At 71.1% G+C, this 11688-nt stretch carries 10 protein-coding genes; 5 read left to right on the top strand and 5 right to left on the bottom strand.

Annotated features, from left to right (window positions below):
• Positions 1-53: 53 nt before the first annotated feature.
• Entirely contained in the window at positions 54-962 is a 909-nt protein-coding gene (locus ACH34Q_RS44495; RefSeq protein WP_395989296.1) for an AraC family transcriptional regulator, read from the top strand.
• Here ACH34Q_RS44495 and ACH34Q_RS44500 read toward each other — a convergent pair.
• The 4 genes from ACH34Q_RS44500 to ACH34Q_RS44515 all read right to left on the bottom strand — a co-directional run bounded on the left by ACH34Q_RS44500 (position 934) and on the right by ACH34Q_RS44515 (position 5244).
• Positions 934-3183, bottom strand: a complete 2250-nt coding sequence (locus ACH34Q_RS44500) for a phosphodiester glycosidase family protein (protein WP_395989297.1) — start codon at positions 3181-3183, stop codon at positions 934-936. The two genes, ACH34Q_RS44495 and ACH34Q_RS44500, sit on opposite strands and share 29 nt — an antisense overlap.
• Before the next feature lie 176 nt (positions 3184-3359).
• On the bottom strand, positions 3360-3782 hold the full coding sequence (locus ACH34Q_RS44505; RefSeq protein WP_395989298.1) for a nuclear transport factor 2 family protein: 423 nt from the start codon (positions 3780-3782) through the stop codon (positions 3360-3362).
• Complete coding sequence (locus ACH34Q_RS44510) at positions 3779-4291, bottom strand: nuclear transport factor 2 family protein (protein WP_395989299.1); 513 nt, start codon at positions 4289-4291, stop codon at positions 3779-3781. Before ACH34Q_RS44510 ends, ACH34Q_RS44505 begins: the two co-directional genes overlap by 4 nt.
• A complete protein-coding gene (locus tag ACH34Q_RS44515; protein WP_395989300.1) occupies positions 4288-5244 on the bottom strand; it encodes an LLM class F420-dependent oxidoreductase in 957 nt (318 codons plus the stop codon). Before ACH34Q_RS44515 ends, ACH34Q_RS44510 begins: the two co-directional genes overlap by 4 nt.
• Positions 5245-5563: 319 nt before the next feature.
• Here ACH34Q_RS44515 and ACH34Q_RS44520 point away from each other — a divergent pair, with 319 nt between their 5' ends.
• Positions 5564-6478 (top strand): IclR family transcriptional regulator, encoded by a 915-nt coding sequence (locus ACH34Q_RS44520; protein ID WP_395989301.1) that lies wholly within the window; start codon positions 5564-5566, stop codon positions 6476-6478.
• Positions 6479-6654: 176 nt separating this feature from the next.
• Here the strand turns inward: ACH34Q_RS44520 and ACH34Q_RS44525 are convergent, their stop codons facing one another.
• Positions 6655-7257 (bottom strand): flavin reductase family protein, encoded by a 603-nt coding sequence (locus ACH34Q_RS44525; RefSeq protein WP_395989302.1) that lies wholly within the window; start codon positions 7255-7257, stop codon positions 6655-6657.
• 378 nt (positions 7258-7635) lie between these two features.
• On the opposite strand from ACH34Q_RS44525, the gene ACH34Q_RS44530 reads away from it, so the two are divergent.
• The 3 genes from ACH34Q_RS44530 (at position 7636) to ACH34Q_RS44540 (ending at position 11434) form a co-directional block, all read left to right on the top strand.
• Positions 7636-8505, top strand: a complete 870-nt coding sequence (locus tag ACH34Q_RS44530; protein WP_395989303.1) for an alpha/beta fold hydrolase — start codon at positions 7636-7638, stop codon at positions 8503-8505.
• Between the two features lie 68 nt (positions 8506-8573).
• Complete coding sequence (locus ACH34Q_RS44535; RefSeq protein WP_395989304.1) at positions 8574-10382, top strand: FAD-binding protein; 1809 nt, start codon at positions 8574-8576, stop codon at positions 10380-10382.
• Positions 10382-11434: a 2Fe-2S iron-sulfur cluster-binding protein gene (locus ACH34Q_RS44540; protein WP_395989305.1), complete on the top strand. Its 1053-nt coding sequence runs from the start codon at positions 10382-10384 to the stop codon at positions 11432-11434. Before ACH34Q_RS44535 ends, ACH34Q_RS44540 begins: the two co-directional genes overlap by 1 nt.
• The last annotated feature ends 254 nt before the right edge of the window (positions 11435-11688 follow it).

Raw genomic sequence — 11688 nt, forward strand, 5'->3', positions numbered from 1 at the left:
TGAAGAGCGCACATCGATGTCTGTGCATCTCATCCAGCGGCTAGCGTGGGGTCATGGACGCGATGGCGGAACTGCTGGACGGCGTGCGCGCGAGAGGCGCGATCTTCGGGCAGGCGGTGATGGATCCGCCCTGGTCGGTGCGGTTCGCGACCGGGGCGCAGCTGACGCTGGTCGCGATGGTGCGCGGGGAAGCCCTGGTCGTCCCGGCGGAGGGCGGGCCGGTGCCGGCGCGCGCCGGTGAGGTCGTGATCGTCCGGGGACCCGAGCCGTTCGTGGTCGGCGACGCGCCGGACGCACCGGCCCGGTACGTGGTGACCGTGGACGATCACTGCCTCCGGGCCGACGGCACCCAGGAGATCGCGCAGGACGTGCGGACCTGCGGGGAGAGTCCGGACGGCTCGGCGCTGATGCTCGCCGGCGCGTACGACGGCCGGGGCGGGATCAGCGGGCGGCTCCTGCGCACGCTGCCCCGGGTCCTGGCCGTTCCCGGCGGCTCGCCGCTGGACCAGATCGCCGCGGAGATCACCATCGAGCGGCCGGGGCAGCAGGTGGTCCTGGACCGGCTGCTGGACCTGCTGCTCGTCTCGGCGCTGCGCGGCTGGTTCGACCGGCCGGAGGCGAACGCTCCCGCGTGGTACGGGACGATGGACGATCCCGTGGTGGCCGAGGCGCTGGGGCTGATCCATGACGATCCGGCCCGGCCGTGGACGGTGGCGGGCCTGGCGGCGAGCACGGGCGTGTCCCGGGCCACGCTGGCCCGCCGGTTCGCCGCGCGGGTCGGCGAGCCGCCGATGGCCTATCTGGCCGAATGGCGCATCGCGCTGGCGGCCGATCTGCTGCGCCAGAGCGACGGAACGGTGAGCTCGATCGCCCGCCGGGTCGGTTACGCCAACGTCTTCGCGCTGAGCGTCGCGTTCAAGCGCCTCCGGGGCGTCACCCCGAGCGAGTACCGCGTGGGGTGATGTTCACCTTGGCGCGCAGCCAGCGGGGCGTGCGCGCGGGGGAGACGCCGAACATCGCCCAGCCGTTGGTGCCGCTGGTGAACGTTCGGACGCCGTCGAGGCGGGACGCGTGGAAGGCCGGGGAGTGGGCGTTCAGGACGGCCGTTCCCTTGCCCGTGGCACGGAACTTCGACAGCCAGCGTTTCAGGAGCGCGCTCTCTTTGGGGTCGCTGAGCCGGGAGTGATGCCCGACCACGATCACCGAACGGACGGACGGGTCGCGCCGGGCACCGTCCAGGGCGTTCCGGAGCATGTGGAGCTGCCGGAACGACCCGGCCCGGTAGGTGGTCGTGGACGAGTCCAGCAGGATGAAACGGGTGCCCTCGCGATCGAACGTCCGCCACGGTCGCCCGAAGATCCGGCGGAAGTTCTCGATCGTGCCGGGGCCGCGGATCTCCTGGTCGCCGGGCAGGTAGTGGTACGGGACGCGGCCGCCCAGTTCCTCGTCCAGGGCCCGTTTCGCCGCCGCGAGGTCGGCGGTGCGGCCGGTGCTCGCGAAGTCGCCGTTGACGATCAGGAAGTCCGGCCGGGCGGCCACCACCTCGCGGAGCGCATGCCTGGATGCTCCCGACACCACCGCGAACCGCAGCCCCCTGTTCTCAAGGGTGCTGTCCTGGGCTGTGCCCTCCTGAATGATCACGGGATCGGGCGGCGGCTGTGTGGTCGTCTTCTTCCCCTGGACCTCGGCCGTCACCAGCGACGGATCGGACGGGTCGCAGGTCAGCCTCGTGTCGGACGGTTCGATCGGTGCGGAGTAGCCCTCCCGGTCGAACCCGACGACCTTGTACGCGCCGTTCCGCCGGGTCAGGGCGACGCGGGCCAGCCGGCCGAGCACGGTGAGCTCGGCCTGGCCACGGGCCTTGCCCTTGACCGCCTTGCCCTTGACCGCCGTGACCGTGACGGGACCGGGCTCGCGGGCGTGGAACGTGCCGTTCCGATCGATCCTGCCGCGCGGACCGCTGATCCAGCGCGGGACGCCCTTGGCGGGGCCCAGGGTCTCGTCGTGGCCTCGCGCGATGAGCCTGCGGGTCAGGCCGGGGAAGACGCGGGTGCTGGACGTCTTCACCGAGAAGCCCGTGAGCCTGCCGCTGCCCTTGGCGAAGAGTCCGATGCCGTTGGGTACGGCGCGTTCCCGGCCACCGGACGGCTGGTTCTCCACGCGCGGCCGGGAACGGCCCGGCTCGCGGCCCAGGAGGGTGGACGAGCCGCCGCCGTCGAGGTTGAGCGCGTCGTGTGCCCCGGCCTCCTTCATGAGGGCGGCCAGTCCCGCGAGCGTGACGCCCCGGCTGTCGGCCTGCCGCCCGTCCACGGTCATCAGGATCATCCGGCGGCGGTCGGCGGTGAAGCCCACTGCGGTACGGGGGTGCCTCACGGGATCGGGGAGCGGCGGGATCCGGCCGTTCTCGAGCAGGACTTGGCGTCCCCCGATGGCGAAGGCGGGCTTCCTGCCTGAGGAGCGGGGACGGTAGCGCAGGCCGACCGGGTCTCCAGGCTTCAGTGCGCGCAGGAGGTCGCCGCCGTTCTCCAGCAGGACGAAGCCGTTCGCGGGGATGGGGCCGGAGCCTGGTTCGTCCGAGATGGAGGAGACCTTGCCGTCCACCACGAGGACCTCGGTCCCGTTCGCGCGTGGACGAGTCCCCCAGAGGGGCGTGTAGGCGCCGATCCCGCGAACGGTGTGCGTATTGAGCTGGTCGAGCCGGATCCTGCGACCCCGGGGGAGGACCACTTCGCCGTCCAGGAAGATCTGGGCGACCTGACCCAGCCCGTCCCGCCCGATCCCGGCCGTGCCGGTGGGCCAGCCGGGCCTCGCCGACTTGATCAGCCTCCCGTCGTCCACGGCCGCTCCGTTGGGTGCCCCGGTACGGCCGATGTCGAAGAAGTCGCCGTTCACGGCCGCGATCGCCCCGGCCCGTTCCGCCTGCCTGGACAGCGGCTCGGTGGACGCGACCGTACCGGGCGACAGGTATCCGGCCCGCACGCCGGCCGTCAGATCGACCGTCAGCAGGTCGGCCCGCAGCCACCCCTTGGGGCTGAGCCGGTCGAACGAGGTCAGCGTGGTGCCGGGACCCACGCGACGCGTCCTGCGGTCGATGTCCAGCGGGTCCGCGTGCGCGGGTACGGCCGTGGCGGTGGACGCCGGCAGAGCAGACGCCAGCAGCGTGAGCAAGGCAGGCGCGAACACGGTAGGCACATGCACAGGCCCAGATAACTGGAGTCACACCCGCCACGGCCGGAACGCGGGCCCACGCGTCCGCAAAGATCCACTCAAGCGCACCGGACCACCCGCCCCGGTTGACTCGTGGCGTGTTCGCCTGTTTCGCGGCCGTGGAAGGGCGAACACGCCACGAGTCAACGGAGCTAGGCGGGGCGTAGGACCGAACGGTCGCCTAGCTCGATGGTGACCCGGAAGGTCCGGGACGTGATGAGCCAGCCCTCGCCCGTACGGGTCCAGTGGTCCTCGTACTCGCCGAAGCACTCGTACGTGAGGCCCTCGGTGGGCCCCTTGCCGAGGTGCATCACGCGCCCGTAGGTCAGGGAACGGGCCTGGTCGCCGTCCACCTCCACGCGGTGGTTGCCGAGCAGGTGCTGGGACGGGCCGCAGCCGCCCAGGTGCCGCCGGACCTGCGCCACGATCGCGTCCCGGCCGGACGCGCCATAGCCGGTCGCGTCCGGGGTGAAGGCGGCGCCGAGGGCGTCCCAGTCGCGGGTGTCGAGGGCGGTGGCGGCGGCGCACAGCCCGTGGACGATCTCCTCGCGGGCTGCGTCGCGGCCGGTCGTCACACCGACTCCTTGCGGAAGCGCTCGGCGGCCGGGAAGTGGGAAGCGAGCAGGTCGGGGGACTCCTCGCGGCCGTCCAGGATGCGGTTGGTCCGGTTGACGGCGCGCCAGCCCTGGTCCGTACGGCGCAGCGTCCAGTGGTTGGCGGTGGCGCGGCGGAGGGCGAAGCCGTCCGGGCCGTTCACGATCATGAGGGTGTAGCAGACCGCGGTGGCGTCGTCGCCGTCCAGCGTGATGTGCGGGGCACCGGCGAAGTGCGCGCAGCCGCCCGCGATCCAGCGCTGGTGGTTGCCGGACTTGACCATCGCCCTGATCTGCTGCTGCCCCTCCATCAGGATCTCGTCGACGTCGTACACGCCGTCCGGCTCCCACAGCCCGGCCACCTGGTCGGCGCAGCCGCTGTCCACCAGGGGCGCGTACGAGAGGATCAGCCGGGTGATCGCCTGCTCGTCCTCGACGGCGCGCAGCCGGTCTTCCAGGGCCGCCAGCCGCTGCTCGAGTGCGTCGGTCATCGCTTCTCTCCCTGCTGTGCTTCCACGCCCGGCTGTGCTTCCACGCCCTGCTGTACTTCCACAGAGCCTTCTTGTCCGGCGCGCACGTCCTCGAAAACGAGCCCGTGGTCGTCGGCCAGCTCGCGGAGGGCCGCGAGCTGCTCGCAGTAGTGCCGGGCCGAGGAGGACTCCAGCCGTACGCCGGCGATCGTGGCGCCCGCGTCGCGCAGGCGGCCCAGCGCCCTGCCGGCGGCGGCGGGGTCCTCGATCGGGTTCAGCGGGCGGTTCGGGCCCAGCACGACGTCGAAGCCGTCGGGCAGGTCGGTCTCGGCGAGCATCGTGGCCATCGTGTCGAGCGGGAGCCCGAACGGCACCCAGCCGTCGGCGGTCGCGGCCCGGCGCAGCGAGCGGGCCGAACGGCCACCGATCCAGAGCGGGACGTGCTCCTGTACGGCGTGCGGCTCCACGACCAGGCCGGAGTAGTCGTAGTACGTGCCGTGGTGGCTCGGCTCGCGCTGGGACAGGGAGCCCTGGAGTGCGGCGAGGGCCTCGTCGGCGCGGGCGCCCCGGTCCTTGAACGGCGCGTCCAGCAGCGCGAACTCCTCTTCGAGGCTGCCGACGCCCAGGCCGAGCGTGAGCCGCCCGCCGCTGACGCGGTCGAGGGTGCCGTAGCGCTTGGCGATGGCCAGCGGGTGGTGGTAGCCGAGGACCAGGACCTGCGTGACCAGCCGGATCCGGCTGGTCCGGGCGGCGATGTAGCCGAACGTGGCCAGCGGGTCCCAGTAGACGCCGCCGCGCTGCTCGGCCGCCTCGGTGGGCACCGCCACGTGCTCGCTGCACGTGACATGGTGGTAACCGAGCCGGTCGGCGGTCTCGGCGATCAGTCCGATCTCCTCGATGCCGGCGTCGCGTTCCCAGGCCGCGTGCCCCGGGGGCGGCTGTGCCACCACCGGAGTGACGATGCCGATCCGCATCCGTGCTCCCTTAGCTGGTAGTGCGTGTGACTGGTAGTACGTGCGACTGGTAGTACGTGCGACTGGTAGTGCAGTGGCTGGTAGGTGGCGCGAGTCGCTGGTGGTGGTACCGGTCGCCGGTGGTGCGAGCGACCGTGGTCATGCGTGTGGATCAAGAAAACATTCTACTGAGATGTGCTGGTGCGGCCGGGTGCTCGTGGGGCCGCTGAGAGTTGCGGCAAGAGCAACTTAACCTGCTGGAACTAGACCTCTTCCCAGACTTGGTCCGGGTTGCTAGATTCCAAGTAACAAGAATTCATTTCAGTCAACGGGAGCTGCGATGAGCGAGCAGACGGTGGACCCCGGGGTGCGCCACGACCCGGCCTCTTTGCGCCACGAACCGCCCCCGTCGATGGTCGAGCGGATCTCGCTGATCCTGGACGCCTTCAGCGGGCAGTCGGCCCGGCTGACCCTGGAGGACGTGGCCAGGCACACCGGGCTGCCTCGTTCCACCGCGCACCGGATCCTTGACCAGCTGGTACGGCAGCGGTGGCTGGAACACAATTCCTACGGTTACGGCCTGGGCCAGCGGGCGCTGGGTCTCGGTGGCCGGGACGGCGGGCACGGCAAGATCCGTGAGGCCGCCGCGCCGCTGCTGCACGAGCTGCAGATCACCACCGGCCTCGTCGCCCATCTGGCCGTGCTGGACGGCGCCGAGATCTACTACCTGGACAAGATGGGCGGACGCTACGCCTCCGTCGTGCCGTCCAGGGTCGGCGGCCGCGCCCCCGCCCACTCGACGGCGCTGGGCAAGTCGATGCTGGCCTGGCTGGAGCCCGAGGAGGTCGAGGCCAGCCTCGGCTCCGGTCTCAGCCGGCTGACCAGCCGTACCATCGGCGAGTTCAGCACGCTGCACCAGGAGCTGCACCGCATCCGGCAGCGCCGCGGGCTGGCGTTCGAGCGCGGCGAGTCGTTCCCCGGCATCGCCTGCGTGGCCGCCGCGATCCGCGGCCACGAGGGCCCGGTCGCCGGCATCTCCCTGGTGGGCGACATCCGTACCCCGCTGGAGAACGTCGCGCCGCTGGTGGCGACCGCCGCCCGCGAGGCGGCGCAGCAGCTGTTCCTCGGCCCGGTCGAGGTCAGGCGCACCCGTTCCCGGCGCGGCACCTGCGCCGCTCCGGTGGCCGACGCGTCCTGGTCCGCCGAGACCCTGAACCGGCTGCTGGCGATGGACGGCCGCGGCGACTGGATGTGACGGACCGGCGGTGCAGGGGGCGGTCGGGGATGTGCTCGGCCCCACCGGCCGTCCCTGGATCAGATGTGACGCACCGGCGATACGGGACACACCGGCAATACGGGACGCACTGGCGATACGGGGCACACTGGCGATACGGAGGGCGGCCCGGGTGGCCAGGGTGGCGGGGGGCGTGCTCAGCCCCACCGGTCGCCCCGGGACCACGGGTACGGGGCGATCGGCCCCTCCGGCTCGCCGATCCCGAACCGGCTGCGGAAGAAGATCATCGGCCGTTCGCCGGCATGCTCCTCGCCCCGCTCCTCCACCCTCGGGATCTCGATCGCCAGCACCCGGCCGATCACCACGTCGTGGTCGCCGGCCCGGTGCACGTTCTCGATCCCCGCGTGCACGCGCAGCAGCACCTCGGGCAGGGACGGGGTGCCCCAAGGGGACAGCTCCCAGTCGAGACCCTCGTACTTGCGGCCCTTGCTGGAGCCGAAGCGCTGGCACAGCTCGCGCTGGTCCTCGCCCAGCACGTTCACGCAGAACCGGCCCGCGCCGCGGATCCGGGGCCACGACCGGCCGCGGTGGTCGGCGCAGAACAGCACCAGCGGAGGATCCAGCGACACCGACGTGAACGACTGGCAGGCGAAGCCCACCGGCTCGTCGCCCTCAAGTCCGGTGACCACCGTCACACCGGTGGCGAACTCGGCCATGGCCCGCCGGAACTCGTCCGGCGTGGGAGCCGGCACCGACGTGGCAGGACCGGGTTCTGCGGTGAGCGCTGGCTCGGCTGACATCAGTCACCTCGTTGCTCTTGGCGGGCCGAACAGAACCCTGACGTTAGGTCGCGCTCCGTACCGTCCCGTAGCGCGATCCCGATGAGTGGAACCCGCCGCCCGGCGGCCCCGGCCCGGCGGTCGCCCGACTCTCGTGAGACGCGCGTCCCGCTGATCGGGATCCACCCGGGCGATTTGCACGAGCGCTTGATTACCTTCGGGTACGCCACCCCATAGTGCCCAAAACAGTGCCCATCCTGAAGACGGTGTTCATCCAGGACACTGGTCACCCGGACAGTGTCCATCCCGACGGCCGGTGTTCACCCCGAGAACAGCGGCCATCCCGACGACCAGTGCCCACCCCGAAGACCAGTGCCCATCCCGAAGAGCTGAGGGACCATGACCACGGAGCTGACCTACGAGTCGACGTCGCGCGAACTCGCCACCGACCAGGGCGTGCTGCGTTACCACGAGGCCGGCGACGGCCCGCCGCTGCTGCTTCTGCACGGATCGGGCCCCGGAGTCACCGGCTGGCGCAACTTCCGCGGCAACCTCGGGGTGCTCGCCGAGCACTTCCGCTGCCTGATCCTGGAGTTCCCCGGGTTCGGCGTGAGCGACCCGACCGATGAGCACCCGATGCTGGCCGCCCCGGCCTCGGTGATCCGCTTCCTGGACGGGCTGGGCCTGGACCAGGTCGACGTGATCGGCAACTCGATGGGCGGGATCGTCGGGACCAACGTGGCGCTGGCCCACCCCGAGCGGGTGCGCCGGCTGGTCACCATCGGCGGCATCGGCCGGAGCATCTTCAGCCCCGCGCCGGGCGAGGGCATCAACCTGCTGATGGAGTTCACCGAGGAGCCCAGCCGCGAGCGGCTCGTCCAGTGGCTGAACTCGATGGTGTACAACCCGAAGCTGGTCACCGAGGAGCTCATCGAGGAGCGCTGGGAGCAGGCCACCGACCCGGCCACCCTCGCCAGCGCCCGCAAGATGTACAGCAAGGCCGCGATGACCTTCAACTTCAAGATGCAGGCGCAGTCGGACACGCCCCCGTACTGGGCGATGCTGCACAAGCTCAAGGCGCGGACCATGATCACGTGGGGCCGTGACGACCGGGTCAGCCCGATGGACATGGCGCTGATCCCGATGCGCACCATCCCCGACGTGGAGGTGCACATCTTCCCGAACTGCGGGCACTGGGTGATGATCGAGCAGAAGGCGGCCTGGGAGAGTGCCGTGCTGGCCTTCCTGACCCGCAAGGACGAGTCGTGAGCGGGGAGCACGGCGTTGGCCGGAAAGACAGCGGTGGCCAGGAAGTCAGCGGAAGCGGGGAGCACAGCGTGAGCGAGTCTTCGCAGGGCTGGGACGCCGAGTACGACCTGGTCATCGTCGGCAGCGGCGGGGGCGGCATGGCCGCCGCGCTGAGCGCCGTCGACGCCGGGCTCAAGCCGCTGATCGTGGAGAAGGGCTCCAAGTTCGGCGGCAGCACCGGGCTGTCCGGCGGCGGCATCTGGGTGCCCAACAACCCCACGCTGCGGGCCGCCGGGCACGACGACAGCCGCGAGTCGATCCGCCGCTACCTCGACCTGCTGACCGAGGGCCAGGTCCCGGCCGAGCGCCTGGACGCCTTCGTCGACAACGGCCCCGCCGCGATGGAAGTGCTCGACAAGAGCAAGTGGATGCGGTTCTTCTGGACCAAGGGCTACGCCGACTACCACCCCGAGCTCGAGGGCGGCCGGCCCAAGGGCCGTTCGATCGAGGCCAAGCCGTTCGACACCCGCAAACTCGGTGAGGACGAGAAGTACCAGCGGGCCAACAGCATGGCGGGCCCGCTGGGCCTGTGGGTCACCGCGAAGGACTACCACGACCTGGCGATGGCCAAGCGCACCTGGGCCGGCCGCCGGGCCACGCTGGTGGCCGCCTGGCGCGTCTCGTCCAACATGGTCCGGCGCCGCCACATGTCGACCGGCGGGCGCGCGCTCGTCGCCCGGCTGCGGATGGCGCTCAAGGACGCCGGGGTCCCGCTCTGGCTCAAGACCACCATGACGGAGCTGGTCGTGGAGGACGGCGCCGTCACCGGCATCGTCGTGACCGAGCGCGACGGGACGACCAAGCGCCTGCACGGGCGGCGCGGCGTGCTGCTGGCGTCCGGCGGCTTCGACTTCAACCAGGAGATGCGGGACAAGTACCTGCCCAAGGGCGGCCAGGAGAACCACGCCATGGGCGCCCGCGGCAACACCGGCGACGGCATCCAGCTGGGCGAGGGGCTGGGCGCCGCGCTGGACTTCATGGACGACGCCTGGTGGATGCCGGCCGTGCACCACCCGGCCGGCGCGACGATCCCGCTGGTGTCCGAACGGGCCATCCCGCGCCAGGTGATCGTGTCCGGCGACGGCAAGCGGTTCACCAACGAGGCCGCACCGTACGTCAACTTCGTGCACGACCAGCTCGAGGGCGGCCACGTCCCGGCGTGGTTCGTGATGGACGCCAAGGCCCGTTCCCGCTACCCGTTCGCGCAGATCCTGCCGGGCGCGCCGATCCCGAAGGCGTTCTACGACGCGGGCATCGTCTTCAAGGCCGACACGCTCGCCGCCCTCGCCGAGAAGATCGGCGTTCCGGCCGACGCGCTCGGCACGACCATCGAGACGTTCAACGGGTACGCGAAGGCGGGCAAGGACCCGGAGTTCGGCCGTGGCGACAGCGCCTACGACCGCTACTACGGCGACCCCAACCTCAAGAACCCGAACCTGGACGTCATCGACACGGCGCCGTACTACGCGTTCCGGCTGGAGGTCGGCGACCTCGGCACCAAGGGCGGGCTGGTCTGCGACGAGCACTCCCGGGTGCTGCGCGCCGACGGCTCGGCGATCGAGGGCCTGTACGCCACCGGCAACACCACGGCCTCCGTGATGGGCCACGAGTACGCGGGACCGGGCGCCACCATCGGCCCGTCCATCGTCTTCGGCCACATCGCCGCCAAGCACGCCGCAGCGGCCAGTGCCGGCTCCAAGACCGGTGCCGGCTCCAAGACCGGTGCCGGATCGCAGGCAAGCGCTGAGTCCCAGGCAAACGCCGCGTCCCAGGCAAGCACCGAGTCCCAGGCAAGCACTGAGTCCCAGGCCCGTACAGAGGGGAGGACGTCCCGGTAATGACGGGTCCGGCTTCACTCAAGGCGCGCGTCGTCGAGGTCGTGCGCGAGACCGAGGACGCGCACTCGATCGTCCTCGAACCCGCCGAGGGGGACGCGGACCGGTTCACGTACCGGCCCGGCCAGTTCCTCACGGTACGGGTCCCGGCCGGGGACGGCTGGGCCGCGCGCTGCTACTCGCTGTGCAGCTCGCCCGTCCTCGGCGAGCGGCTCAAGGTGACGGTCAAGCGCGTCGCGGACGGCGTCGGATCCAACTGGATCTGCGACAACGTGACCGAGGGCGACGTCCTCGAGGTGCTGCGTCCCGCGGGGACGTTCACGCCGCGTTCGCTGGACGACGACTTCCTGCTGTTCGCCGGCGGGAGCGGCATCACCCCGGTGATGTCGATCCTGAAGTCCTGCCTGGCCGGAGGCACCGGGACGGTCACCCTCGTGTACGCCAACCGGGACGAGCGGTCGGTCATCTTCGCCGAGGAACTGCGCGCCCTTTCGGCCGAGCACGGCGAGCGGCTGACGGTCGTCCACTGGCTGGAGTCGGTCCAGGGCCTGCCCTCCGAGGACGCCGTACGGGCGCTGTGCCGTCCGTACACCGGCCGTGAGGCGTTCATCTGCGGGCCGCAGAAGTTCATGGACATGGCGGTCGCGGCGCTGGACGGCGCCGGCATGCCGTCCCGCCAGGTGCACGTGGAGCGCTTCTTCTCGCTGGCCGGCGACCCGTTCGGCCCGTTCGAGGACGACGCCGCGGACGAGACGGACGGCGCGGCCGACCCCGGCGACGCGGCCACGGTCGACGTCGAGATGGACGGCGAGACCACCACGCTGACCTGGCCGCGCAACCAGCACCTGCTCGACGTCATGCTGCGCGCGGGCATGGACGCGCCCTCGTCCTGCCGCGAGGGCTCCTGTGCCGCCTGCGCCTGCGTGCTGGTGGAGGGCGAGGCCGTCATGGACGCCAACACCGTGCTCGACAAGCAGGACCTCGCCGACGGGCTCGTCCTGGCCTGCCAGGCGAAACCGATCAGCGACCGGCTCAAGGTCAGCTATGACGGCTGAGCTGTCCCATCACGCGACTACCGCCACCGCACCACCCTCGCTCACCAATCTCGCTCAGCCCTACTCGCTCAAAACTCAGGGCTCAAGACTCAGGGGAGACAGCCGATGACCGTGTCAAAGGAAAACGGCGTGCTCGACAAGATCATGGAACGGGCGGCGGAGCTGCGCGAGCTGGGCCCGGTGAACGAGTCGCTGGGGCGGCTCGATGACAAGGCCGCCAAGGTGATGCGCGACGCCGGTGTGATCCGGATGCT

It is taken from the genome of Actinomadura sp. 9N407, assembly GCF_044326315.1.
Taxonomy (GTDB): Bacteria; Actinomycetota; Actinomycetes; order Streptosporangiales; family Streptosporangiaceae; genus Spirillospora.

Bases quoted from the DNA above. Each gene is read 5' to 3' on its own strand.
- ACH34Q_RS44495 (WP_395989296.1), top strand. From the start codon at position 54: ATGGACGCGATGGCGGAACTGCTGGACGGCGTGCGCGCGAGAGGCGCG.
- ACH34Q_RS44510 (WP_395989299.1), bottom strand. From the start codon at position 4,291: ATGACCGACGCACTCGAGCAGCGGCTGGCGGCCCTGGAAGACCGGCTG.
- ACH34Q_RS44515 (WP_395989300.1), bottom strand. From the start codon at position 5,244: ATGCGGATCGGCATCGTCACTCCGGTGGTGGCACAGCCGCCCCCGGGG.
- ACH34Q_RS44520 (WP_395989301.1), top strand. From the start codon at position 5,564: ATGAGCGAGCAGACGGTGGACCCCGGGGTGCGCCACGACCCGGCCTCT.
- ACH34Q_RS44525 (WP_395989302.1), bottom strand. From the start codon at position 7,257: ATGTCAGCCGAGCCAGCGCTCACCGCAGAACCCGGTCCTGCCACGTCG.
- ACH34Q_RS44530 (WP_395989303.1), top strand. From the start codon at position 7,636: ATGACCACGGAGCTGACCTACGAGTCGACGTCGCGCGAACTCGCCACC.
- ACH34Q_RS44540 (WP_395989305.1), top strand. From the start codon at position 10,382: ATGACGGGTCCGGCTTCACTCAAGGCGCGCGTCGTCGAGGTCGTGCGC.